General features: G+C 72.6%; 19 protein-coding genes. 6 read left to right on the top strand and 13 right to left on the bottom strand.

Annotated features, from left to right (window positions below):
• Positions 1-452: 452 nt before the first annotated feature.
• Positions 453-1,460 (bottom strand): stage II sporulation protein M, encoded by a 1,008-nt coding sequence (locus tag QC283_RS19155; protein ID WP_279562775.1) that lies wholly within the window; start codon positions 1,458-1,460, stop codon positions 453-455.
• Positions 1,461-1,586: 126 nt separating this feature from the next.
• Here QC283_RS19155 and QC283_RS19150 point away from each other — a divergent pair, with 126 nt between their 5' ends.
• Positions 1,587-2,588 (top strand): RDD family protein, encoded by a 1,002-nt coding sequence (locus tag QC283_RS19150; protein WP_279562774.1) that lies wholly within the window; start codon positions 1,587-1,589, stop codon positions 2,586-2,588.
• 52 nt (positions 2,589-2,640) lie between these two features.
• Here QC283_RS19150 and QC283_RS19145 read toward each other — a convergent pair whose 3' ends face one another.
• From QC283_RS19145 to QC283_RS19105, 9 genes are all read right to left on the bottom strand, one after another.
• The gene (locus QC283_RS19145; RefSeq protein ID WP_279562773.1) at positions 2,641-3,255 is read right to left on the bottom strand and encodes a hypothetical protein; all 615 of its coding nucleotides are present in this window, start codon (positions 3,253-3,255) and stop codon (positions 2,641-2,643) included.
• 161 nt (positions 3,256-3,416) lie between these two features.
• Positions 3,417-4,874, bottom strand: a complete 1,458-nt coding sequence (gene ahcY / locus QC283_RS19140; RefSeq protein ID WP_279562772.1) for an adenosylhomocysteinase — start codon at positions 4,872-4,874, stop codon at positions 3,417-3,419.
• Between the two features lie 355 nt (positions 4,875-5,229).
• Entirely contained in the window at positions 5,230-6,210 is a 981-nt protein-coding gene (locus QC283_RS19135) for a cation diffusion facilitator family transporter (RefSeq protein WP_279562771.1), read from the bottom strand.
• 154 nt (positions 6,211-6,364) lie between these two features.
• Positions 6,365-7,516: a mannose-6-phosphate isomerase, class I gene (manA, locus tag QC283_RS19130; protein WP_279562770.1), complete on the bottom strand. Its 1,152-nt coding sequence runs from the start codon at positions 7,514-7,516 to the stop codon at positions 6,365-6,367.
• Between the two features lie 133 nt (positions 7,517-7,649).
• Positions 7,650-8,777 carry an SIS domain-containing protein gene (locus QC283_RS19125; RefSeq protein ID WP_279562769.1) on the bottom strand — a complete coding sequence of 376 codons (1,128 nt, stop codon included), beginning with the start codon at positions 8,775-8,777 and terminating at the stop codon, positions 7,650-7,652.
• Between the two features lie 73 nt (positions 8,778-8,850).
• Positions 8,851-9,021, bottom strand: coding sequence for a Trm112 family protein (locus QC283_RS19120; RefSeq protein ID WP_003975784.1), 171 nt, complete (start codon positions 9,019-9,021; stop codon positions 8,851-8,853).
• A 194-nt stretch (positions 9,022-9,215) separates the two neighbouring features.
• The gene (locus tag QC283_RS19115; protein ID WP_279562768.1) at positions 9,216-10,583 is read right to left on the bottom strand and encodes a phosphomannomutase/phosphoglucomutase; all 1,368 of its coding nucleotides are present in this window, start codon (positions 10,581-10,583) and stop codon (positions 9,216-9,218) included.
• Between the two features lie 79 nt (positions 10,584-10,662).
• Positions 10,663-12,279, bottom strand: a complete 1,617-nt coding sequence (locus tag QC283_RS19110) for an L-lactate permease (protein WP_279562793.1) — start codon at positions 12,277-12,279, stop codon at positions 10,663-10,665.
• Between the two features lie 208 nt (positions 12,280-12,487).
• The gene (locus QC283_RS19105) at positions 12,488-12,913 is read right to left on the bottom strand and encodes a DUF3499 domain-containing protein (RefSeq protein ID WP_279562767.1); all 426 of its coding nucleotides are present in this window, start codon (positions 12,911-12,913) and stop codon (positions 12,488-12,490) included.
• 294 nt (positions 12,914-13,207) lie between these two features.
• Between QC283_RS19105 and QC283_RS19100 the strand changes: the two genes are divergently transcribed.
• The gene (locus tag QC283_RS19100; protein ID WP_279562792.1) at positions 13,208-13,669 is read left to right on the top strand and encodes a metallopeptidase family protein; all 462 of its coding nucleotides are present in this window, start codon (positions 13,208-13,210) and stop codon (positions 13,667-13,669) included.
• Between the two features lie 114 nt (positions 13,670-13,783).
• Here the strand turns inward: QC283_RS19100 and QC283_RS19095 are convergent, their stop codons facing one another.
• The 3 genes from QC283_RS19095 to QC283_RS19085 form a co-directional block, all read right to left on the bottom strand.
• Positions 13,784-15,313 carry a DUF5719 family protein gene (locus tag QC283_RS19095; RefSeq protein WP_279562766.1) on the bottom strand — a complete coding sequence of 510 codons (1,530 nt, stop codon included), beginning with the start codon at positions 15,311-15,313 and terminating at the stop codon, positions 13,784-13,786.
• Positions 15,310-19,110 (bottom strand): glycosyltransferase family 2 protein, encoded by a 3,801-nt coding sequence (locus QC283_RS19090; protein WP_279562765.1) that lies wholly within the window; start codon positions 19,108-19,110, stop codon positions 15,310-15,312. The genes QC283_RS19095 and QC283_RS19090 overlap by 4 nt, the downstream gene beginning before the upstream one ends.
• 259 nt (positions 19,111-19,369) lie before the next feature.
• Positions 19,370-19,633, bottom strand: a complete 264-nt coding sequence (locus QC283_RS19085) for a WhiB family transcriptional regulator (RefSeq protein WP_279562764.1) — start codon at positions 19,631-19,633, stop codon at positions 19,370-19,372.
• Between the two features lie 684 nt (positions 19,634-20,317).
• Here QC283_RS19085 and QC283_RS19080 point away from each other — a divergent pair.
• The 4 genes from QC283_RS19080 (at position 20,318) to QC283_RS19065 (ending at position 24,345) form a co-directional block, all read left to right on the top strand.
• Positions 20,318-20,839, top strand: coding sequence for a cysteine dioxygenase (locus QC283_RS19080; protein WP_279562763.1), 522 nt, complete (start codon positions 20,318-20,320; stop codon positions 20,837-20,839).
• Positions 20,840-20,872: 33 nt separating this feature from the next.
• Positions 20,873-21,856, top strand: coding sequence for a 2-phospho-L-lactate transferase (gene cofD / locus QC283_RS19075; protein ID WP_279562762.1), 984 nt, complete (start codon positions 20,873-20,875; stop codon positions 21,854-21,856).
• A 131-nt stretch (positions 21,857-21,987) separates the two neighbouring features.
• A complete protein-coding gene (locus QC283_RS19070) occupies positions 21,988-23,268 on the top strand; it encodes a coenzyme F420-0:L-glutamate ligase (RefSeq protein WP_336620652.1) in 1,281 nt (426 codons plus the stop codon).
• Positions 23,269-23,340: 72 nt separating this feature from the next.
• Entirely contained in the window at positions 23,341-24,345 is a 1,005-nt protein-coding gene (locus QC283_RS19065; protein WP_279562760.1) for a DNA-3-methyladenine glycosylase family protein, read from the top strand.
• Positions 24,346-24,380: the final 35 nt, after the last annotated feature.

The following is a 24,380-nucleotide window of genomic DNA, read 5'->3' as shown; positions in this document are numbered from 1 at the left end:
ATCAGGTCGGGGTATCAACATATCTGGCGTTGACTTTTGGCACGCTGTTGAGTTCTCAAGGAACGGACGCTTCCTTTGTACTCACCCGAGAGACTCTCTCAGGCTTTCCTCCGGGCGCTTCCCTTCGGTCTTGCGTTTCCGACTCTATCAGATCTTTCCGATCCGATTTCCTCGGTGCTTTCCAGGTTCTCGCTTTCGCGTTTCCCTTTCCGGCGGTTCCGACTTTATCAGAGATTCTGAGCCGGTCTGACCGGCCGTTCATTTCCGATTCATCGGGAGAGTGCTTCGCCGAATTCGATGATCCGGAGTGAAGCAGATAGGTACTCACAGTTGCCCTCTGGGGTGAACCCATCTCCAGGCAACTGTTCGAATCTACCTCCCCGCTAGCTCCGTGTCAACGGCTCTTGCGGGAACGAAGAGGACACTAGCAGCTCACCGGGGGCGGACGCACATCAGGCGGCCGTCGGCACGGTGGCGCTGCGCTCGGCCGCCTCCACGTCACCCGTGTCGCCGGCGCGCACCGCACGGGCGCCCAGGACGTAGACGTAGGCGAGGAAGGCCAGCTCGGCGACGACTCCGATGGTGATCCGGGCCCAGGTGGGCAGGCCGGACGGGGTGACGAAGCCTTCGATGGCGCCGGAGAGGAAGAGGACCAGGGCAAGGCCGATCGCCATGCCGATGGCGGCTCGTCCCTCCTCGGCGAGGGCGGTGCGCCGGGTGCGCGGGCCCGGGTCGATGACGGTCCAGCCGAGGCGCAGACCGGTGCCGGCGGCCACGAAGACCGCGGTCAGTTCGAGCAGGCCGTGAGGCAGGACGAGGCCGAGGAAGGTGTCGAGGCGGTCGGCCGACGACATCAGGCCGAAGCCGACGCCGAGGTTGAGCATGTTCTGGAACAGGATCCAGAGGACGGGCAGGCCCAGGAAAACGCCCAGGATCAGGCAGAGTGCGGCGGCCCAGGCGTTGTTCGTCCAGACCTGTGCGGCGAAGGAGGCCGCGGGGTGGCTCGAGTAGTACGTCTCGTACTGGCCGCCGGGGCGGGTCATCTCCCGCAGTTCGCTGGGTGCCGCGATGGTGGACTGCACCTCCGGGTGGGTGCCGATCCACCAGCCCAGGAGCGCCGCGACGGCGGTCGACAGGAGTGCCGTGGGAACCCACCAGTGGCGTGCCCGGTAGACGGCGGCCGGGAACTGGTGGGTCAGGAAGCGGGTGACGTCGCGCCAGGAAGCTCGACGAGCTCCTGTCACGGCGCTGCGCGCGCGTGCCACCAGTTGGCTGAGCCGTCCGGTCAGCTGCGGGTCGGGCGCGCTGGACTGGATCAGGGAGAGGTGGGTGGCCGTGCGCTGGTAGAGGGCGACGAGCTCGTCGGTCTCGGCGCCGGTCAGACGGCGCCGGCGGCGGAGCAGGGCGTCGAGGCGGTCCCACTCCGCGCGGTGGGCGGAGACGAAGACGTCGAGGTCCATCGGTGTGCCTGCTCCTCGGCTATCGTCGGCGGCTCGTCGTGGATCAGCTTGTCGTACTGCGGCGCGGTGTGTCCTCAGCTTGGCAGACTGGCGGGGACGGGGGCAGTCAGGGGAAGGACGGCAGGCGTGAGTGAGCTGGTGACGGGCGAGGCGGTGGCGCTGGAGCTGCGCCCCGCGAGGCTGCCCAGCAGGGCGCTGGCCGTGCTGCTCGACCTGGCGGTGGCCGTGGCCGTCTATGTGGCCGTGACCGTCGCTCTGATGGTCTCCACCGCCTCCCTGGACATGGCCGCGCAGACAGCGATATCGATCGCGGCTTTCGTCCTGGTGCTCGTGGGAGGGCCGATCGCGGTGGAGACGCTCAGTCATGGGCGGTCGCTCGGGAAGATGGCCTGCGGTCTGCGGGTGGTGCGGGACGACGGCGGGCCGATCCGGTTCCGGCACTCGCTGGTGCGGGGCTTGATCGGGGTGATCGAGATCCTCATGACGTTCGGCGTCGTCGCCTGTATCGCCTCGCTGGTGTCGGCGCGGGGGCGGCGGCTCGGTGATGTGTTCGCGGGGACTCTCGTCGTGCGGGAACGGGTGCCGGTGTCGACGGCGGGCTTCATGCCGCCGCCTCCGCCGTGGCTGGCGGGGCGGTTCTCCGGGCTCGACCTGTCCGCCGTGCCCGATGCTCTGTGGCTCGCCGTCCGTCAGTACCTGACGAGGATGGGGCAGCTCGATCCCCACGTCGGCTGGAGCATGGCGGAACGGCTCGCCGCCGATGTGGCGGCTCGTACCGGTGCTCCGGCGCCGGAGGGTGTACCGCCGGCGGCCTATCTGGCGGCGGTGCTGCACGAGCGGCAGCACCGGGAGGCCCGGCGGGCGTTCAGGGGCGGTGCGGTCCCTGGTGCCCCCGTAAGCCACATGGGCGACACGGGCCACATCGGCGGCACAGGCCACACGGGCCAGACGGCGGCAGGGCCCGCCGGTTCGCCTCCGGTGGCTTTCCCTGAGGCGTCGCCGGTGCTGCCGCCTGCGGTGACTCCCGCGGCGCCGCCCGTCGCGCCATCGCCGGAGGGCCGGCCCGAGGCGTCGGAGGACACTCCGCCGGACGCCCGTCCCGGCACCGGGTTCGTACCGCCCGCGTAGGCCGGGCGGGCTGTAGCCCCGCGGCCCCGCGGCGCTTGCCGTCCGACGTCGTTCACGGGAAGACGGACGGCGGTGACTCCAGGTCCTCCAGCTCCAGGCCGGGGGCCGCGAGCACGACGTCGCCGGCGATGTGCACGGCGTGCTGTTCGCCGGTGTCCAGGGCTGTGACCTGGTATTCGTCCACGACGAGGGGGCCGTTGTCAGTGGCGTGTGCTTCTCTGTCGAGCAGTGCCCAGGACTGATCCACGGTGCGCGGGGCGAGGACCGGGTCGGTGAGGGCGACGAGGCGTACGCGGGTGGCCGATGCGGAGGGGGTGAGGCGCAGGAGACGGGTGACCGCGACGAGGAAGGCCGGGGAGGTGCCGGTGAAGGCGTGGGCGCGCGCATTGCCTTCGGTGGCGTGGACTCCGGTGGGGTCGGTACGGACCCAGGTGACGCCGTCGATGGCCGCACCTCGGACCTGCCAGCTCGCGGCCTGGAGCTCGAGGCGGATGGGCCGGCCGAGTTCGTCGAGGGCGAGGTCGACGGAGCCGTGGTGGTCTCCGGCGGGTGTGGTCAGCCGGGAGACGTAGCGCCAGCCGGAGGGGCCGGGTGCGCACTGGAAGTGTTCTTCTGCGAGGGGGGTGTGGTCGTGCGGATCGTGGAGCGAATAACGGCCGCGGGGCATGGTGGTCCTGAGTGGTGACGGGCTGCTGGTCCGGCCGCTGAGGCGCCAACGGGGCAGGCCCCCGGCACGGGGGTGCGGGGGCCTGTCTCGGAGGAGCCGGCAGTCGGCCGGGGGCGCGTCGGTGCACGGACGCGCCCCCGCCGGCTGCGACGCGGGCTTGCTCAGTAGCGGTAGTGGTCCGCCTTGTACGGGCCTTCGACCTTGACGCCGATGTAGTCGGCCTGCTCCTTGCGGAGCGTGGTCAGCTTGACGCCGAGAGAGTCGAGGTGCAGGCGGGCGACCTTCTCGTCGAGGTGCTTGGGCAGCACGTAGACGTCGGTCGGGTACTCGTCGGGCTTGGTGAACAGCTCGATCTGGGCCAGGGTCTGGTCCGCGAACGAGTTGGACATCACGAACGACGGGTGGCCGGTCGCGTTGCCCAGGTTCAGCAGGCGGCCCTCGGACAGGACGATGAGCACCTTGCCGTCGGGGAAGGTCCAGGTGTGGACCTGCGGCTTGACCTCGTCCTTGACGATGCCGGGGATGGCGGCGAGGCCGGCCATGTCGATCTCGTTGTCGAAGTGACCGATGTTGCCGACGATGGCCTGGTGCTTCATCTTGGCCATGTCCGCGGCCATGATGATGTCCTTGTTGCCGGTCGTGGTGACGAAGATGTCGGCCTGGCCGACGACCTCGTCCAGCGTCGTGACCTGGTAGCCGTCCATCGCCGCCTGGAGGGCGCAGATCGGGTCGATCTCGGTGACGATGACGCGGGCGCCCTGGCCGCGCAGGGACTCCGCGCAGCCCTTGCCCACGTCGCCGTAACCGCAGACGACCGCGGTCTTGCCGCCGATCAGCACGTCCGTGGCGCGGTTGATGCCGTCGATCAGGGAGTGGCGGCAGCCGTACTTGTTGTCGAACTTCGACTTCGTCACCGCGTCGTTGACGTTGATGGCGGGGAACAGGAGGGTGCCGTCGCGGTGCATCTCGTACAGGCGGTGGACGCCGGTGGTGGTCTCCTCGGTCACGCCGCGGATCTCGGACGCCAACTGGGTCCACTTCTGCGGGCTCTCGCTCACCGTGCGGGTGAGGAGTTCGAGGATGACGCGGTGCTCGTCGGACTCGGCGGTGTCGACCGAGGGGACCTTGCCGTCCTTCTCGTACTCGACGCCCTTGTGGACGAGGAGGGTGGCGTCGCCACCGTCGTCCAGGATCATGTTCGGGCCGCCGGTGGGGGTGTTCGGCCAGGTCAGCGCCTGCTCCGTGCACCACCAGTACTCGTCCAGGGTTTCGCCCTTCCAGGCGAAGACGGGGATGCCCTGCGGGTTGTCGGGCGTGCCGTTCGGGCCGACGGCGATGGCGGCGGCCGCGTGGTCCTGGGTGGAGAAGATGTTGCAGGAGGCCCAGCGGACCTCGGCGCCCAGGGCGACCAGGGTCTCGATGAGCACGGCGGTCTGCACGGTCATGTGCAGGGAGCCGGTGACGCGGGCGCCGGCGAGGGGCTGGGCCTCGGCGTACTCCTTGCGGATCGCCATGAGGCCGGGCATCTCGTGCTCGGCGAGGGTGATCTCCTTGCGGCCGAACGCGGCCAGGGAGAGGTCGGCGACCTTGAAGTCCTGCTGGTTGTCGACAGTCGTCATTACGGGCTGCTCCTCGGGTTGGGTCGAGGTGGGTACGGCTGACCTGCGCGGCGGCGGACACAGGGGTGCCCCGAAGGAGGACACAGGCATGCCCGCGTGCGCGCAGCGCAGTCCGTCGGAGGCCCTCTCTCCCTCGGCCGGTCCGTACTGGACCGCCCGACCGCCATCAGCAGCGACGTCTGGCTCCGTCCCAAGCTACACCGAGGGCGCCCGCCGCCCCCAGTCCGCCTCCGAACACTTCAGGTCGTTCTCGAGGAGGAGTGGAGCGAGGAGTCACGGGGTGGCGCGGGCACGGAAGCGGACGGGGCCCGCCGGGCGGACCGGCGGGCCCCGTCGGGCGTGGGAGGCGCGGGTGTCAGTGGGCGGCGGGCGGCGTGGCCGGGCCGCCCGGGGTCGCCTCGCGGTCCGGGCCCCTGGTCGCCTCGGACTCGCTGTAGATGTCCGGTTCCAGGTAGATGACGCGGGCGATCGGCACGGCCTCGCGGATACGGGCCTCGGCGGTGTCGATCGCGGAGGCGATCTCGGTGGCCGTGCCGTCGTGGCGGACGGCGATCTTGGCGGCGACGAGCAGCTCCTCGGGGCCGAGGTGGAGCGTGCGCATGTGGATGACGCCGGTGACCGTGTCGCCGGCGACGATCGCGGCCTCGATCCGCTGCGCCGCCTCGGGACCGGCGGCCTCGCCGAGCAGCAGGGACTTGGTCTCGACGGCCAGGACCAGCGCGATCAGGATGAGCAGCACGCCGATGCACAGGGTGCCGATGCCGTCCCAGACACCGTCGCCGGTGAGCAGGGCCATCCCGACACCGCCGAGGGCGAGGATCAGGCCGACGAGGGCGCCGAGGTCCTCGAGGAGGACGACCGGCAGCTCGGGGGCCTTGGCGTGGCGGACGAACTCCTTCCAGGACTTCTTCCCGCGCAGGGCGTTGGACTCCTTGATGGCGGTCCGGAAGGAGAAGGTCTCGGCGATGATCGCGAAGACCAGGACGCCCACCGGCCAGTACCAGTGCTCGATCTCGTGCGGGTGCTTGATCTTCTCGTAGCCCTCGTAGAGGGCGAACATGCCGCCGACCGAGAAGAGCACGATGGAGACGAGGAAGGCGTAGATGTAGCGCTCGCGGCCGTAGCCGAACGGGTGCTGAGGGGTGGCCTCACGCTCGGCGCGCTTGCCGCCGAGGAGCAGGAGTCCCTGGTTGCCGGAGTCGGCGAGGGAGTGCACGGACTCCGCGAGCATCGATGACGATCCACTGAAGATGAAGGCCACGAATTTCGCTACCGCGATCGAGAGGTTGGCGAACAGTGCCGCCACGATCGCCTTGGTTCCGCCTGACGCGCTCATGTGTCGCGTTGTCCCTTCGCCTTCGTCTGCGTCCGTACGCCGGTGAGGGCTCGGCCGGTCACCGGCTCTGCCCCTCCTTGGCGGTGCGTCATTGTTGCAGCCCTCGCGGGCCCCGACATGCCGGTTGCCCCGTCGTACGCCCGTCAGGCCTGCGTCAGGCGAGCACGGTGGCCCGGAAGAGGGTGCCGGATCCCGACACTTCGGCCTTTTCACCTGCTGGGACGAAGACGGACCTGCCGGGCGCCAGTTCGTGTTCGCCCGTCCGTACGGTGCCGGCCGTGCAGAGCAGGATCTGCGGGGTGGGCAGGGTGAGGTCGTGGACGCCGGAGCCGTCGGGGAGGACGTAGCGGGACAGGCGGAACTCGTCGATCGGGGTGTCGTAGACCTCTTCGCCGTCGGGGGACGCCTCCGGTCGGAGGATGCCGGGGTCGCCGGCCTCGAAGCGGACGATGCGCAGCAGTTCGGGGACGTCGACGTGCTTGGGGGTCAGGCCGCAGCGCAGGACGTTGTCGGAGTTGGCCATGATCTCGACGCCGAGGCCGTCGAGGTAGGCGTGCGGGATGCCGGCGCCGAGGAACAGGGCCTCGCCGGGCTGGAGCCGGACGTGGTTGAGGAGCATCGCGGCGAGGACGCCGGGGTCACCCGGGTAGTGGTGGGCGATGCCGGCGTAGGGCGCGTAGGCGCCGCCGAGGCGGTCGCAGGCGGCGGCGGTCTCGGCGACCGTGCGGGACATCTCCTCGGGGTCGGCCGTGAGGATCGCGGTGAGGACCTCGCGCAGGGCGGCGTCCTCGGGGTGCGCGCGGAGCAGGTCGACGTAGGGCTTGAGGGAGGCGACGCCGAGCCCGTCGAGCAGGTCGGCCGTCTCGGTCGGGGCCCGGAAGCCGCACAGGCCGTCGAACTCGGTGAGGGCGCAGACCAGTTCGGGCTTGTGGTTGGCGTCCTTGTAGTTGCGGTGCGGGGCGTCCAGGGGGACGCCGCGCCGTTCCTCGTCCTCGTGGCCCGCCCTGGCCTGGGCCAGGTCGGGGTGGACCTGGAGGGAGAGCGGGGCGCCGGCGGCGAGGAGTTTGAGGAGGAAGGGCAGCCGGGGGCCGAACTTGGCGACGGAGGCGGCGCCCAGTTCCTTCTCGGGGTCGGCGTCGACGACCTCGGCGAGGGTGCCCCGGCCGGTGCGGGAGGGGGCGCCGGGGTGGGCTCCCATCCACATCTCCGCCTGCGGCTCGCCGGTCGGCTCGGTCCCGAGCAGGGTCGGGATCGCGGTGGTGGAACCCCAGGCGTAGGGGCGGACGGTGTTGTCGAGGCGGTCCATGGGCTCTCTCTGCCGGTGTCGTGCCGCGGTGCGTGTTCTGGTACGCGGCGCCGAGTTCGTGTCCTGGTACGTGACGCTGGTGCGTACGAGATCGTGCGTACGGAATGGTTCGTACGAGATCGTGCGTACGGGATCAGGCGCCCGAGGCGAGCGCCAGGTAAACGGCGGCGAAATCCGTGACGGCGATCAGTTCGGCGAGGGTCTCCAGTTCGCCACCGGCTTCCGGCTCCAGTTCGCTGATCGGCGTGTCGTGGCCGAGGGCCAGTTCACGGGCGCCCGGGGCGGCGGTGAGGCCGCCGCTGGGGCGGTCGCGCAGGAGCACCACGCGCGCGTGCAGTGCGGGTGCCTCATCGACGCGGTCGCGGAAGAAGTCGTCCGGGTCGGCGCCGGCGGCGAGTTGGCCGGCGAGCAGGGCGCTGTGCGCGGCGAGCGCCTCGGGCAGTTCGGCGACGACGGCCGGGGTGCCGGCCAGTTCGGCGAGTGCGGCGGCGAAGCGGCGGCCCGCCGGACCGGCCGAGGTGCCCTCGGTCCAGATGACCGGGAGGGAGTCGGCGAGTTCGGACGCCAGGGTCTTGGCGGGGTTGCTGTAGGTCACGATGGCCGGCCCGCAGCGCTCGGCGATGCGGTCGAGGCGGTCGGCGACCTTCTCGATGGCGTCGGGCGGTGCGTCGAGCAGGGCGGTGCGGTCCAGCAGCGCGAGGAACGGGGTGAGCAGTGCCCACAGGACGCCGGGGGCGGCACCGGCGAGGGGTTCGTCGTGGTCGTAGGGGGCGGTCGCCATCGGGATGAACAGGCCGTGCGAGCCGTTCACCGACTCGCCGAGCGGGGAACGGGCGGGGGCGACGGCGACGACCGTGCAGCCCCGGCGGTAGGCCTGTTCGGCGAGCAGGGCGAGGCCCGGCTCGGTGCCGTCGGGGGTGGCGATCAGCAGGAGGTCCACGGAGCCGGCCCAGCCGGGCAGTTCCCAGCGCAGGGCGCCCGCGGCGGGGGCGACGCCGGTGGGGGCGAGGCGGGTGACGGGGCTGCCGGCGCCGGCGAGGGTGCCGAGGAGGTCGGCGGCCTGGGTGGCGGCTGCGCCGGGGCCGGCGATCAGGACGGCGCGGGGGCGCCCGTCCGGCTTGAGGTTGCCCACTCCGGCCTCGGCGGCGTGCCGGGCGGCGGTGCGTACGCGCGCACCGGCCTCGGCGGCGCCGCGGAGCAGGCCGCGGCGGTCGGCCTCGGTGAGGCGTTCCGGGGCGTCGAGGAGCGATTCGTCGAGCATGGCGGCAGTCTCCGATCGCCGGATGCGTTCGTGTTCGGGTACGCGGGTCGCCGGGCGGTGCGCGGGCCCTCGGCTACTCGGGGCGGCGGGCCTCGTCGACGAGGAGGACGGGGATGCCGTCGCGGACCGGGTACGCCAGGCCGCAGTCCTGACCGGTGCAGATCAGCTCCGCGTCCCGCTCCTCGAGGGGTGCGTGGCAGGCCGGGCAGGCGAGGATCTCCAGGAGGCCGGCTTCGAGCGGCATGGGGGTTCCCTTCGGGGGCGGTTCGGCTTGTGCGGATGTGCTGGTCAGGGTACCGCCGGTGGGGGGCGGGTGTGGGGTGCCGCCCCCGCGACCCCGTCAGGGGCACCGCCTGCCGGCCTCGGGCCCTGTGCCCACCGGCCCCGGGCCTGTGTTCACCGGCCGCCGGCTCGGCCGGCTGAAGGGCGAGCCGCCCCTCACGCCCGGATGATCGCCAGTGCCTCGTCCCGCACCTTCGTCATCGTCGCCTCGTCCCGTGCCTCCGCGTTCAGGCGCAGCAGCGGCTCGGTGTTGGAGGGGCGGACGTTGAACCACCAGTCGGCGGCCGTGACGGTGAGGCCGTCCATGTCGTCCAGGGTGACGTCGTCGCGGCCCTCGTACGCGGCCCTGATCGCGGCGAGGCGGGCGGCCTGGTCGGCGACGGTGGAGTTGATCTCGCCGGAGCCGGCGTAGCGGTCGTACTGGGCGACCAGGGAGGACAGCGGGCCCTCCTGGCCGCCGAGGGCGGCGAGGACGTGGAGGGCGGCCAGCATGCCGGTGTCGGCGTTCCAGAAGTCGCGGAAGTAGTAGTGCGCGGAGTGCTCGCCGCCGAAGATGGCGCCGCTCCTGGCCATCTCGGCCTTGATGAAGGAGTGGCCCACGCGCGTGCGTTCCGGAGTGCCGCCGTTCTCCCGCACGACCTCCGGCACGGACCAGGAGGTGATCAGGTTGTGGATGACCGTGCCCTTGCCGCCGTTGCGGGCGAGTTCACGGGCGGCCACGAGGGCGGTCACCGCGGACGGGGAGACGGGGTCGCCGTTCTGGTCGACGACGAAACAGCGGTCGGCGTCGCCGTCGAAGGCGACGCCGAGGTCGGCGCTCTCCTCGCGGACGCGCTTTTGCAGGTCGACGAGGTTGGCCGGGTCGAGCGGGTTGGCCTCGTGGTTGGGGAAGGTGCCGTCCAGTTCGAAGTACATCGGCACGAGGTCGAGGGGCAGGCCGGCGAAGACCGAGGGGACGGTGTGGCCGCCCATGCCGTTGCCCGCGTCGACGACGACCTTGAGGGGACGGATGGCGGTGAGGTCGACCAGGGAGCGCAGATGGGCCGCGTAGTCGGCGAGCGTGTCGCGCCGGGTGGCCCTGCCCGGCCGGGACGACGGCTGCGGGGGGCCGGACGCGCTCCACCGCTCCACGCACTCGCGGATCTCCGCGAGGCCCGTGTCCTGGCCGACGGGGGCGGCGCCGGCGCGGCACAGCTTGATGCCGTTGTACTGGGCGGGGTTGTGCGAGGCCGTGAACATGGCGCCCGGCAGGTCCAGCGCGCCGGAGGCGTAGTACAGCTGGTCGGTGGAGCACAGGCCGATCTCGGTGACGTCGGCGCCACGGGCGGTCGCCCCGCGCGCGAATGCGCCGGACAGGCCCGGGGACGAGGGCCGCATGTCGTGGCCGACCACGATGGCGTCCGCGCCGGTCAGCTCGACGAAGGCCGCGCCGAACAGCTCGGCCAGCGACTCGTCCCACTGGTCCGGGACCACACCGCGTACGTCGTACGCCTTCACGATCTGCGACAGATCAGCAGCAGCCACGGCCAACCTTCCTGGAAGTCCTGTCGGAGCCCACAAACTACCCGCAACCGCCGGCCGGGTGTCGGGCGGTTCCCGAAGGTCAGGGCAGCATCCAGCCCAGGACCGGCGTGGACTGCCCGACCACGATCAGGCACATCACCAGCAGCAGCCCCAGGCTCCAGGGCAGCACCTTGCGCAGCAGGTCTCCCTCGCGGCCCGCGAGGCCGACGGCCGCGCAGGCGATGGTGAGGTTCTGCGGGGAGATCATCTTGCCGAGGACACCGCCCGAGCTGTTCGCGGCGGCGAGCAGCTCGGGCGACAGACCGGACTCCCGCGCGGCGGTCACCTGGAGGGCGCCGAAGAGCGCGTTGGCCGAGGTGTCGGAACCGGAGACGGCGACGCCGAACCAGCCGAGCACCGGTGACAGGAAGGCGAGTCCGGCGCCGGCCGCCGCGACGAAGTGGCCGATGGTGGCGGCCTGCCCGGAGAGGTTCATGACGTAGGCGAGGGCCAGCACGGAGGTCACGGTGAGGATCGCGAAGCGCAGTTCGCGCACGGTCGCGAGCCACTCCCTGACCGCGACGCGCGCGTGCACGCCGAGGACGACGGCCGTGGCCAGGCCGGCGAACAGCACGAGCGTGCCGCCGGTGGAGACGATCGGCCAGGAGAAGACGTTGCCGCCGACCGGGTTCCCCTCGGGGTCGGCGACGTCCAGGAACGGCCAGTCGTAGGTCTGGGTCGACCGGGCCAGCCAGTCCTTGACCGCCGGGATCTGGGCGACGGAGAAGACGGCGACGATCAGCGCGTACGGCGCGTACGCGCGCAGGACCTCCCGGCCGGGGTCCCGCTCGTCCAGCTCCTCGCTGCGTACGCCGGTCAGTACGGACGCGCGTACGGGCTCGGTGGCGGGCTTGCGGGACTGCGGTACGGCGACCAGGGCGCCGGCCCCCAGGAGCGCGGCGCCGATGTCGGCGAGCTGGGCGGAGACGTAGTTGGAGGCGACGAACTGGGCGACGGCGAAGGCGACCCCGCAGGCCGTCGCGGGCACCCAGGTCTCGCGCAGTCCGCGCCGCCCGTCCACCAACGCGACCAGCAGCAACGGGACGACGAGCGCGAGCAGGGGCGTCTGGCGGCCCACCACGGAGGCGACGTCGTCCAGCGGCAGCCCGGTGACCTGGGCCAGCGTCACCACGGGGGTGCCCATCGCGCCGAAAGCGACCGGTGCGGTGTTGGCGACCAGCGCCACGACCGCCGCGCGTACGGGGTCGAAGCCGAGGGCCACGAGCATGACCGAGCAGATCGCGACGGGTGCGCCGAACCCGGCGAGTGCCTCCAGCAGGGCGCCGAAGCAGAAGGCGACGACCAGGGCCTGGATGCGCGGGTCGTCGGACAGTCGTCCGAAGGAGCGGCGCAGGATGTCGAAGTGCCGGGTGTGGACGGTCATCCGGTAGACCCACAGGGCGTTCACGACGATCCACAGGATGGGGAAGATCCCGAACACGGCGCCCTGGACGGCGCTGGAGGCCGTCTGGTCCAGCGGCATGCCGTAGGCGAGCCAGGCGACGAGTACGGCCGCCAGGAGGCCCGCGAGGCCCGCCAGATGCGCCTTCATCCGGACGCCGCCCAGCAGGACGAGGACGATCACCAGGGGCAGGGCCGCCACCAGGGCGGACAGGCCGAGCGAACCGGCGACGGGTTCCAGTTCCTGGACGTACACGGGCGCCTCCCTGAATTCCGCCATGCGAAAGGGATTTCTCGCGACTTCCGGAATGGTTGTGTCCGCGACAACGGTGCGTCAATGGGTCTGCGGCGACGGATGCGGTGAAGGTGACGGGACCGGGTGCGGGAGCCGGGTGTGGGGGCCGGAGCGGTGCGGGAGCCGGGGGCTCAGCCGGAGTGAGCGGGCACGGTCGGAGTGAACGGGCTCAGTTGTCCGGCGAGCGCAGGACGCGCAGATGGCCGCGGCGCGCGACCTCCATGGGATCGGCCGCCGCCCTCGGTCCGCCGCCGGCCTCGGCCGCCCGCTCCTGGGGGCGGGCCGCCTCGCGCACCGCGTTGGCGAGCGCTTCCAGGTCGTCGCCGCTGGGGCGGGCCGGGGCCGAGCCGTCGAGAAGGCGGACGACCTCCCAGCCGCGCGGGGCGGTGAGGCGCTCGGAGTGCTCGGCGCACAGGTCGTAGCAGTGGGGTTCGGCGTAGGTGGCGAGCGGGCCGAGGACCGCGGTCGAGTCGGCGTAGACGTACGTCAGCGTCGCGACGGCGGGACGACCGCAGGCGGTGCGCGAACAGCGACGTACAGGGCTCACGATGTTGGACGGTACCGCACTCTTGAGCGGGCCGCGACGACTCTCCACCAGGTCACACCACCGTGTCGTGGTGCGAAACGCTCGACGGAGCCCTCCGGACACACCCCGTTGACCTGCGGTGACACCGGTTCTCGGGCTACCTGGCGGCTTCGGAAGCGGTCACGACCTGATACAAACAGCGACATTTGCCTCGAGTTCCACGGTCGCGGAGAGATACGGAATCGAGCCCAACCTTGGCTGGAATGGTCATCCGGCGACATGCGGCGCGGGGGGCCCGGGCGTGGTGCGGTGTGCGTGTGCGGACCGGCGCGCGGACCGCGCGGGGACTACCCTTCAGCAGTGATGGACAACCCCGTGACGCCCCGTGATGCCGGCCGCCCAGGGCCCCGCCGTCGTGATCGCCACGGTCGGGGCATGCGCGGACCGGTCGCACCTCCGCAGGTACCGCTCGCCGCGAGCCGCGGCGAGTTGTTCGCGGACCTGGTGCAGGACTCCGTGGAGCGCCTGGAGCGACGGTGGCCGCAGCTCGCCGACATCGATTTCCTCGTCCTCGACGTGCCGCGACTGGACGCCGCCGCCGGACCCGGGGAGGCCTGGGACGACGAGGCGGTTCCCCTCGGGGGAACGGTGCCCTCGCGGGACGGGCGGCGGGGGCGGGTCGTCGTGTACCGGCGGCCGGTCGAGATCCGGACCAAGGGGCGGGACGAGCGGGCGGCGCTGGTCCACGAGGTCGTGGTGGAACAGGTCGCGGAGTTGCTGGGGTTGACGCCGGATACGGTGGATCCCCGGTACGGGGAGGACTGAGCGAGCGGCGGGAGTGCGCCGCGGGAGGCCGCCCCGGGCCGTGTCCGACGGCGGCCCGGGGCCGGTTCTGTGGGCCTGACGCGATCGCGGACGCCCGCGGGCCGAGCGACCCGGCTACCTCTGCAGTACCGACAGGTCCTCGTCCGCGTTCGGCACGGAGACCGTTCCCCGGTCGTCGGGCAGGGTTTGCACGGTGAAGGACGCCACGTCGTCGTCCTGCCCGGTCAGGGTGCGGGACGCGTGGAGCGGGCCGCCCGAGACGGTTTCGACCGTCAGCGCGTAGGTCCCCTTGAGTCCGGCGGGGACCGGCGCGTCCACGTCCTGGGTCGTGCCGCCCTCGACCGTGTACGTCTTGGTCGCCGTCGTACCGCCCTCGGTGCCCGCCGACGCGGTGACCTTGACCTTCGCGCCCTTTCCGGGGGCGGTGAGGGAGAGAGTCGTGCTCTTGGCGCGGTTGTCCACGACCGTCGCACGCGCCCCGACCGGGTCGGAGGCCGGGATGAACGCCGACTCCTGTTCGCCGCCCTTGCCCCGCACGACCCGGACCGCCGCCACGACCGGCACGGACCCGCTCGTCGGCGTCAGCACCAGCGACCCCGCCTCACCGCGCGTGACCTCGCCCAGGTCGACGCCCGTCGTCATGCCCGCCTTGACGCGCACCGTCTCGTGCCCGGCGGGCGTGATCAGCCCGGACGGCGAGGCGAGCCGCACCTTCAGGTCGGCGTCGGTGCCGCCGGGCGTGAACAGCACCAGGCGTACGGCTGTGGCGTCCTTGGGGATGCCCGGCAGCACGAGGTCGCTCGCCGGGTCCGCGGCAGCGGTCAGCCAGTCGCCGCCCGTCTTGTCGTCCAGGGCCTGCACCGCGGCCCCGACCCGCCCGCTGCGCACGCCGACGTGCACCGTGAGGTCGGTCTGCTCCTCGTCGACGAGCGTGGACAGCAGGAGCGACTCACTGGCGTGCGCCGGCACCGTGATGCCCTCCCCCACCGTCGACTTCAGGGCTCCGTCCTTGCCGTAGAGCTCGATGTCGACGACGGCCGCCGAGTCGTCCGGGTTCGTCAGGTGCACGTAGTCGGTGCGGTCGGTCGCCGTGCTGGCGCCCGGGAACCAGAACTCCGTGTCCGGGGCGGTGCAGTTGACGCCCTGCAGGCCCCGGCCCGTCCCGGCGGCGACCTCGGTGGTCTGCTGGACCGTCCAGCCGGGCGCGTAGCCACCTTCCGCGGTACCGATCAGCGCGGGGGTGTCGGCGCCGGAGGCCTTGCCGGTGACCGGCGTGCCGGGCGCCTTGGGCTGTAGGACGGGCTTCTCGGCCTTCTCGTCCTTCTCTGTCCCTGCCTTCTCGCCCTGCTTCTTCTCTTCCGACTTCTCGCCGGTCTCCTCGTCCTTGGTGGCTCCGGCCGTGAGTGCGGCCTCGCCCTTCTCGTCGGCGCCCTTCGTGACGGGCGTGAAGGACGTGTACGACGTCTCGGCGAGGTCGGAGGTGCTGGGCGCCGGGCACAGCAGGCTGGTGCGCTCCACGGGCAGCCGGGCGGCCGGCCCCGCCGTGTCCGCTCCGGTGGCATCCGGTGTGGACACCGCCGCGAACCCGGTGACGGCGGCGAGCGCGGTCGCGCCGGCGAACAGGGACAGGGTCGTGCGCTTCACTGCTGGCTCCCGTCGGGACGCCCACTGCCCGTGCCGTGGGGGTGGTGGGGCTGGGAAGGGTCGTACGACGTGTCGTATCCGCCCTGGCCGTACGCCTGGTCGTAGGCGGGGTCGTACGTGCCGGGCCGGGACGGGTCGACGTAGGCGGCGTACGGGTCGTACTGGCCCGCCTCGTACTGACCGGCCTGGTCGCTCTGACCGGCCTGGCCGCCCTGGCCGCCCTGGCCGCCCTGATAGGCGTCCGCCTGATAGGGGTCGCCCTGGTACCGCTGCTGTCCGTACGCGCCCGGGTCGTACTGCTGGGCGCCCTGGTACTGCTCGCCGCCGTACGTGCCGTACTCGGCGCCGGCGTACCCCGCCGAGTCCCACTCGCCGTACGCCGGCTGCTGCGGGACCGGCACGGGGGCCTGCGCGGGTGGGCCGGCCTCCTCGGTGGCGTCCGGGGTCCCGGTCACCGGATCGGTGCCGGCCTCCGCCTCCGCCTCGGCCTGGGCGCGCAGGCGCCGGGCCCTGCGGCCTTCGCCTTCGAGGGCCTCGGCGGGGACGACCGGCTCGTCGGGCAGGTCGTCGTCGACGTCTCGGCGTCTGCCGGGCAGGGCGAGGACGACCAGGACGACGGCGAGGAGACCCTGGGCCCACAGCCAGAGGGTGTGGGTGAAGGGGGCGTCGTAGGTGACGTCCAGCTTCCCGCCGGAGGCGGGGAGTTCGAAGCCCTGGGCCCAGCCGTCGACCGTGGTGCGGGTGAGCGGCTTGCCGTCCAGGCTGGCCGTCCAGCCCTCGGCGGCGGTGTCGGCGAGGCGCAGCACACGGCCCTCGGAGCCGGACGGGATCTTGGTGTGGATCTCGACGGGCCCGGCCGCGACGGGCTGCGGCTCACCGGCGCCGGAGCCGGCGCCTGTGTCGGGGCCGTCACCGGAGTCGTCCCCGGGCACGATGGTCGCGCGCGCGACCTCCTGGTCCACCCGCCACAGCCCGCTGCCGTCCTGCTGGCTGAGCCGGCTCATGCCGGGTGTGGAGTCCAGGACTCGGGTGACCTCTCGGGGCGCGCCCTTGTGTACGAGGACGTAGCGCACGGCGAAGCCGCCGAGCTGGTCGGCCTGGTCGGCGCCGGAACCGGCCACGAGGTTGGCGACGATCTTGTCGAGTCCGCTGTTCCCGCCGTCCCCGGCGGCCAGTTCGCCGTCGCCGAGGCGGGCTCCGGAGCCGCGGACCAGCATGTAGCTCACATGGGCCGGGGAGTCGCTGTCGAGGACGAGGGTGCGGGCCTGGTCGCGGGTGCGGCTCTCCTCGGCGACGAACGCGGGCACCTGGACGGGGTCGCGTCGTTCCAGGGGCCCGTCGGCGCCCCCGATCATCCAGCCGGTGGCGGCGATCAGCGGACCGACGGCGCAGGCGAGGGCGATCAGGGCGGCGACGGGCTGACGCCAGCCGAAGCTCTGCTCGGCCACGCGCGAGCGTGCCCCGTCGGCGCCGAGGGTCGCGGCGGACAGCAGGGCGATGCCGTGGACGAGGGTGGCGGGACCGGCCCAGGCGGAGCGGTTGGAGAGCACCGCGAAGACCAGGGCGACCAGGGCGACGGCCCAGGCCGTGCGGACGCCCAACTGCCGCTCCGAGCGCAGCAGGGCGGCCAGCGCGGCCAGCACGATGCCGATGAGGACCAGCCCGCCGACCGAGCCCGGGCCGCCGGGGCTCGCCCCGAGCAGGTCCAGGGCGGAGGCGGCCGAAGCCCCGTATTCCAGTCCGGCCTCGTCGAAGAAGCCGAACGGGAGCAGCGACAGCGACCAGGGGGCGAGGAGCAGCAGCGGGGTGCCGAGCTGGGCGAGGAAGCGCGGTCCGTACGCCGTGATGTCGCCCCGGCGCAGGGCCAGGACACCGACACCGAGGAGCAGCGCGATGGGCCACACGATGGGTGTGAAGGCGGTGGTGATCGTCAGCAGCAGCGCGTACGCCCAGGTGGCGCGCCAGCTGCCGCGGGCGCCGGACGCGCTCGTCAGGCCGGCCGCCGCGGCGCCCGCGCGCGCGATGAGCGGCAGCAGCACGGCGAGGACGGCGGTGCCGATACGGCCACCGGCGAGGGCGCCGGTGACGGCGGGCAGGAAGGCGTAGGCGATGGCCGCCCAGGCGCGCAGCAGCCGGGAGGTGACGAGCGGGCGGGAGGCGAAGTACGCGGTGACGCCCGCCAGCGGCACCGAGCAGACCAGCAGCAGGGTGACGGCGAGCCCGGTGGAACCCAGCAGCAGTGAGGCGAGCGTGGCGACGATCGCGAGGTAGGGCGGCGCGGAGGCGGTGCCGCCGGTGCCCACGGTGTGCCAGGCGTCCGTGTACCGCGACCACAGCTCACCGGCGCCGGCCGGTGCGGGCAGCAGCGCGCCGCCCGCCAGCGCGCCACCGCCGAGGAGTGCGCGGCAGGCGGCGAGGGAGACGAGCAGCAGTACGACGAAGAGCAGCGGGCCGGGCTTGCGGGCGACGCGCTTGAGGCGGGCGAACTGCTCCACCTCGAGGAAGTCGGCGTCGTCGCCGCCGGGTCCGGACTCGATGGCTCCACCGTGCCGTCCGGCCCCGGGGGCCGTCTCGGCGTCGGAGCTGCCGGCCAGGTTGCCCGCGACCTGTTCGACGGTGACGCGGATGGTGGCGCCGGGGGGCGGGAACAGGGGGCGCAGTTCGTCCTTCTCGACCTGCGGGCGACCGCGTTCGCGCCGTCCGGCGATGACTCGCTCGGGGCGCAGCAGGACGCCCAGCAGGCCGCGGATCTCGTCGAGGGCCTGTCCGGGGACCTTGCCGACGAGGTAGGCGAGGGTCCGCAGCAGGGTGCCGAGGACGATGCGCAGCAGCACCCAGGGCAGGGCGGCCGTACGGACGTTGACGAGGAGGGTGTGGACGGCGCCGGCCTTGTCCACCTTGTGCGGGGAGGCGGTGGTGCGGCCCGCGCAGTCGACGGCGCGGCGTTCGCGGGAGGCCGCCTCGGCGTGGCGTACGACCGCCTCGGGGGCGACGAGGACGCGGAGTCCGGCGGCGTGCGCGCGCCAGCACAGGTCGACGTCGTCGCGCATCAGCGGCAGCCGGCGGTCGAATCCGCCGAGCCGCTCGAAGACGTCGCGCCGGATCAGCATGCCGGCGGTGGACACGGACAGGACGGACCGGACGTGGTCGTGCTGGCCCTGGTCCTGTTCGCGGCGGTCCAGGCCGGTCCAGCGGCGGCCGGAGTTGGCGATGGAGACGCCGACCTCCAGCAGTTGCCGGCGGTCGTACCAGCCGCGGAGCTTGGGGCCCACCACGGCGACGTCGTCGCGGCCGAGTTCGTACTCGTTGTCCACGACGCGCAGCAGCTGGGCCAGGGCGTCGGGTTCGGGGGCGCAGTCGTCGTGCAGCAGCCACAGCCACTGCACCGGTTCTCCGTGGGGAAGCTCCGGCAGGTCGTATGTGTCGTCGCGCCAGGTGTGGGTGACGGGGTCCCAGCCGCTGGGCCGCCTCAGGTACGACAGGTCGTCCTGAGTGAGGAGGGGGGCGGTGCGGGCGGCCTCCTCGACGGCCTGGCCGAAGCCGGTGCGCCGGGCGAGGTGGAGCACGCGGTCGTCGCCGAGGGCGTCGGTGACCAGCCGGGCGGAGTCGTCGGCGCTGCCGGTGTCGGCGGCCACGGCGTACTGGACGGGGCGCTCCTGGCCGAGCAGCCCGGCGAGGGCGTCGGGCAGCCAGCGGGCTCCGTCGTGGGCGACGAGGACCGCGGTCACCACGTGACGCGGGAACTCAGGTGTGGCAGCGAGGTCTTGCTGGGCTGCCGTGTGGCTGTGCACGGACATCGAGGTACGGGCCCCGGTTCGGTGGACTGCGGTGGACGCCCGTGCCTGTTGGGGGCGGCGGGGCGTCTCGGACGAGCGCCCACACTATCGGCTGGGCAGGGCGGCGACCCGCCGCCTGTGGACAACCCGCCCGCGAGGGGCCGTTCCTGCCGTTATGTACGTGTGGAGGTGAACCGCATGTACATGTGGAGGTGCACCGCATGTACGTGTGGAGGTGCACCGCATACGCGTGGAGGTGCACCGCATGCCGACCCGCGGGTCAGACGGCGGCCTTCTTCAGGCGGCGGCGTTCCCGCTCGGACAGGCCGCCCCAGATGCCGAAGCGCTCGTCGTGGGCCAGGGCGTACTCGAGGCACTCGGAGCGGACCTCGCAGGAGAGGCAGACCTTCTTGGCCTCCCTTGTGGAGCCGCCCTTCTCGGGGAAGAAGGACTCGGGGTCGGTCTGGGCGCACAGTGCGCGCTCCTGCCAGCCGAGCTCCTCGTCCGCGTCGTCGACCAGCAGTTGCTGCACCAGCTCGGTCATGTGCGCCCCTCGTCCGTCTTTCGCGTCCCCGTGATCCAGCCGTTACCGATTCCGGCTGAACGACACGAGTGAAATTACAAGTGTGCTGCTCCGGGCGAGTCAAGCCGAGATCTGCTATTGGGCCCCTTATTCACTCTGCGGAACCAAGGCCAAGCAGAAAGTGTTCAAATCGACCTAAACCTCGACATACCCACGAGGGCCGCAAGGGCACCCGCCCCGCACAGCGTCTGCATCAGGAAGGACGCCTCGGCGTTCGATCCCGTTCCGATACACACGCCGAAGCGAAGCTGATCACATTCGGATCACACATTCGCAACGGGGGTTGTGCGCCCGGCTTGTGCGCCATGTGTCCCGGAAGCCGCCTGAGCAAACCTTTCACCTCCGAGATGAACCGGATGAGGTGAAACATGTCCCACATATCGGTCAGCGAGTTGACAGTGCCGGTGTGAGCCGCTGTCCTTGTGGGCATGCTCGCGAACTTGGCGCTCACCTCGACCCGCACCGCCGGGTCCCACGGTGCTGCCCGCGCTCGCTGTAGCTGTTGTTGCCGTTCCAGCTGTTGAGCCACCACGCTCCGGCTGTCCCCGAGTCCACGCGACTCGGCTCTCCCTTGCCCGCCCGACCAGGGCTTTCTTCGCTTTTCGCCACTCCCCCGCACTCTTCTGCCGAGGACCCACCGCACCCATGAACAGCGACAGCGACCTCCAGATCGCCGGCGACATCCTCGAAGTCCCCCATCTCCTGCAAGCGCCACGCGAGCACCCGGCCACCGTCGCCGAGTTCGCCGGCCTGGCCCGCTCCATCGCCGCCGACCGGTCCGAGTGGGAGCACCTCGTCCGGTACGACGCGACGACACGCTGGTACCACCGGCTGCGCACCGGCCCCGGCTACGAGGTCTGGCTGCTGTCCTGGGTGCCCGGCCAGGGCAGCGGACTCCACGACCACGGGCCCTCCTCCGGAGTACTGACCGTCCTGGACGGCTCCCTGACCGAGCGAACGCCGCGCGGCACGCGCGAGTTGCGGGCGGGGGCCCAGCGCGTGTTCGCGCCGGGTTACGTCCACGAGGTGGTCAACGACGCGCTGCGGCCGGCGGTCAGCCTGCACGTCTACCACCCGGGGCTGACGGACATGCCGATGCACTCGGCACAGTGCTCGGACGTCGGTGCCGGTGCTGGTGCTGGTGCTGGTGCCGTGACGACTGCCTGACGCACTGTCGTACCCGCCTGCAAGACTGGGGCCATGCGCATTGTGGTTCTGGCAGGCGGCATCGGCGGTGCCCGGTTCCTGCGTGGTCTGAAGCAGGCCGCGCCGGACGCGGACATCACGGTCATCGGCAACACCGGGGACGACATCCACCTCTTCGGGCTGAAGGTCTGCCCGGACCTCGACACGGTGATGTACACGCTCGGCGGCGGCATCAACGAGGAGCAGGGCTGGGGGCGGGCCGAGGAGACCTTCCATCTCAAGGAGGAGCTCGCGGCGTACGGGGCCGGGCCGGAGTGGTTCGGCCTCGGCGACCGCGACTTCGCGACGCACATCGTGCGGACGCAGATGCTGGCCGCCGGGTATCCGCTCAGCGCGGTGACGCAGGCACTGTGCGACCGCTGGAAGCCGGGCGTGCGCCTCCTTCCGATGAGCGACGACCGCGTCGAGACGCACGTCGCCGTCACGTTGCCCGACAGCGGCTCCGCCGAGGGCCCCGGGGAGCGCAAGGCGGTCCACTTCCAGGAGTACTGGGTACGGCTGCGGGCCTCGGTCCCCGCCGAGGCCGTGGTGCCGGTGGGTGCCGAGCAGGCGAAGCCGGCGCCCGGCGTCCTGGAGGCCATCGCGGAGGCGGACGTGATCCTCTTCCCGCCCTCCAACCCGGTCGTCTCGGTCGGCACGATCCTCGCCGTGCCCGGCATCCGGGAGGCGATCGCCGACGCCGGGGTACCGGTGGTGGGCCTGTCCCCGATCGTCGGGGACGCGCCCGTGCGCGGGATGGCCGACAAGGTCCTCGCGGCGGTCGGCGTGGAGTCCACGGCGGCCGCGGTCGCCGAGCACTACGGCTCGGGGCTGCTCGACGGCTGGCTGGTCGACACGGTCGACGCGGAGTCCGTCACACGCGTGAGAGCGGCCGGCATCCTCTGCCGCGCCGTCCCGCTGATGATGACCGACCTCGACGCGACGGCGCGGATGGCCCGGGAGGCCCTGACGCTGGCGCAGGAGGTGGGGGAGGCGTGAGCGACGGGGCGAGCGGCGGCGTGCGCGCGGAGGCGTCCGGCCACCGGGACGACCACCTCGATGGCCACCGGGACGACCACCTCGATGGCCACCGGGGCGACCACCGGAGTGACAACCGGCACGGCTACCGGGTGTGGGCCGTCCCCGGCCTGCCGGAGGTCCAGCCGGGCGACGACCTGGCCAAGCTGATCGCGGCGGCCGAGCCCGGGCTGGCCGACGGGGACGTGCTGCTCGTCACGTCCAAGATCGTGTCCAAGGCCGAGGGGCGTGTCGTGCGGGCCACCGACCGGGAGGCCGCGATCGACGCGGAGACCGTACGGGTGGTGGCCCGGCGCGGCGCGCTGCGCATCGTGGAGAACCGCCAGGGGCTGATCATGGCGGCGGCCGGGGTCGACGCCTCCAACACCCCCTCCGGGACGGTGCTGCTGCTCCCCGAGGACCCGGACGCCTCCGCGCGCGGCCTGCGCGACGCTCTGCGCGACGCGCTGGGCGTGAACGTCGGCGTGGTCGTCACCGACACGTTCGGCCGGCCCTGGCGGGCCGGGCTCACGGACGTGGCGATCGGTGCCGCCGGCGTGCGGGTCCTCGACGACCTGCGCGGGGGCACGGACGCGCACGGCAATCCGCTCGGCGCCACCGTCGTCGCCACCGCCGACGAGCTCGCCGCCGCGGGGGACCTGGTCAAGGGGAAGGCCGCGGGGCTGCCCGTCGCCGTCGTGCGCGGGCTGCCTCAGGTCGTGGCCGAGGACGACGGCGAGGGCGCGCGGGCGATGGTGCGCGGCGCGCGCGACGACATGTTCCGGCTGGGCACGTCGGAGGCGGTACGGCAGGCGGTCACCCAGCGCCGTACGGTACGGGCCTTCACGGACGAGCCGGTCGATCCGGATGCCGTGCGCCGGGCGGTCGCCGCGGCGGTGACGGCGCCGGCGCCGCACCACACGACACCGTGGCGTTTCGTGCTGCTGGAGTCTGCCGCCTCCCGCACCCGGCTGCTGGACGCGATGCGGGACGCCTGGATCGCGGACCTGCGGCGGGACGGCAAGAGCGAGGAGTCCGTCGCCAAGCGGGTCAGACGCGGCGACGTACTGCGAGACGCGCCGTACCTCGTCGTCCCCTGCCTGGTCATGGACGGCTCCCACACGTACGGCGACGCGCGCCGCGACGGGGCCGAGCGGGAGATGTTCGTGGTCGCCACCGGCGCGGGCGTACAGAACCTGCTCGTCGCGCTCGCCGGGGAGCGGCTGGGTTCGGCCTGGGTGTCCTCGACCATGTTCTGCCGGGACGTCGTACGGGAGGTGCTCGGGCTGCCGGGCGACTGGGACCCGATGGGCGCGGTCGCGGTCGGCCATCCCGCCCGGGAACCGAAGGCACGGCCGGAGCGGGACGCGGGGGCGTTCATCGAGGTGCGGTGAGCTGTCGGGGCGAACCTCTACCCTCGTAGGGACTTCGCCTTCGCGTTTCCCCCGTTCCCAAGGACCTCTTTCGTGGCAGGACGTTTCGCTCCCCGACCCGCGCGCGCTTCGGTACGCGCCGGGGAGGCCGTCGTACCCGCGGGTGGTGTGCCCCGGCAGGCCGCCGCGCCGGCGAAGGTGCGGGCGTGGACGCCGGACGGGCCGCTGGAGATCGGGCTGGTCCTCGGCCCGCTGCGGCGCGGTCCGGGCGATCCGACGTTCCGGACGATGCCGGACGGGTCGGTGTGGCGGGCCAGCCGGACGCCCGCGGGGCCGGGCACGCTACGAGTCACCGCGCGCGGCGGTGAGGTGCGGGGCGAGGCCTGGGGGCCCGGGGCGGAATGGCTGCTGGAGCGGCTGCCACGGATGCTCGGCGCCGACGACGACCCGTCGGCGTTCGTGCCGCGGCACCGGTTGCTGGCGATCACGGCGCATCGGCGGCCGGGGCTGCGGCTGACCCGGACCGGGCTGGTCCTGGAATCACTGATTCCGTCGATCCTGGAGCAGAAGGTCACGACGCTGGAGGCCTACCAGGCGTGGCGGCTGCTCGTACGGAAGTACGGGGAGCCGGCGCCGGGACCCGCGCCCGGGCGGATGTGTGTCATGCCGGCGGCGCGGACGTGGGCGCTGATCCCGTCCTGGGAGTGGCACAAGGCCGGCGTGGACGACAAGCGGGCGTCGACGATCCTGCGGGCGGTGCGGGTCGCCGCGCGGCTGGAGGAGGCGGCCGGGATGGAGCCGGTGGCGGCGCGGGAGCGGCTGGAGGTCGTGTCCGGGATCGGACCGTGGACGTCCACCGAGACCGTGCAGCGCAGCCATGGGGCTCCGGACGAGGTGACGGTGGGGGATCTGCACCTGCCGGGGATCGTGGGGTTCGCGCTGGGCGGGGACCGGGACGCGGACGACTTGGCGATGCTGCGGTTGCTGGAGCCGTATGCCGGGCAGCGGCATCGGGCGGCCCGGTTGGTGTTGCTGAGTGGGCGAGTGCCGGGGCGGCGGGCGCCGCGGATGGCTCCGCGGGGGATTGAGCGGCTCTGAGGTTGGCGCGCCGGGACGGTGAGGGCCGGTTGCCG

The sequence above is a fragment of the Streptomyces sp. DH41 genome (genome assembly GCF_029813785.1).
Lineage (GTDB): Bacteria > Actinomycetota > Actinomycetes > Streptomycetales > Streptomycetaceae > Streptomyces.
Note: the sequence above shows the minus strand (reverse complement) of the source record. Positions and strands in the feature narration are given on the sequence as shown.

Coding starts and splice junctions, on each gene's coding strand:
- QC283_RS19155 (WP_279562775.1), bottom strand. CDS start 1,460: ATGGACCTCGACGTCTTCGTCTCCGCCCACCGCGCGGAGTGGGACCGC.
- QC283_RS19145 (WP_279562773.1), bottom strand. CDS start 3,255: ATGCCCCGCGGCCGTTATTCGCTCCACGATCCGCACGACCACACCCCC.
- ahcY (WP_279562772.1), bottom strand. CDS start 4,874: ATGACGACTGTCGACAACCAGCAGGACTTCAAGGTCGCCGACCTCTCC.
- QC283_RS19135 (WP_279562771.1), bottom strand. CDS start 6,210: ATGAGCGCGTCAGGCGGAACCAAGGCGATCGTGGCGGCACTGTTCGCC.
- manA (WP_279562770.1), bottom strand. CDS start 7,516: ATGGACCGCCTCGACAACACCGTCCGCCCCTACGCCTGGGGTTCCACC.
- QC283_RS19125 (WP_279562769.1), bottom strand. CDS start 8,777: ATGCTCGACGAATCGCTCCTCGACGCCCCGGAACGCCTCACCGAGGCC.
- QC283_RS19120 (WP_003975784.1), bottom strand. CDS start 9,021: ATGCCGCTCGAAGCCGGCCTCCTGGAGATCCTCGCCTGCCCGGCCTGC.
- QC283_RS19100 (WP_279562792.1), top strand. CDS start 13,208: ATGGACAACCCCGTGACGCCCCGTGATGCCGGCCGCCCAGGGCCCCGC.
- QC283_RS19090 (WP_279562765.1), bottom strand. CDS start 19,110: ATGTCCGTGCACAGCCACACGGCAGCCCAGCAAGACCTCGCTGCCACA.
- QC283_RS19085 (WP_279562764.1), bottom strand. CDS start 19,633: ATGACCGAGCTGGTGCAGCAACTGCTGGTCGACGACGCGGACGAGGAG.
- QC283_RS19080 (WP_279562763.1), top strand. CDS start 20,318: ATGAACAGCGACAGCGACCTCCAGATCGCCGGCGACATCCTCGAAGTC.
- cofD (WP_279562762.1), top strand. CDS start 20,873: ATGCGCATTGTGGTTCTGGCAGGCGGCATCGGCGGTGCCCGGTTCCTG.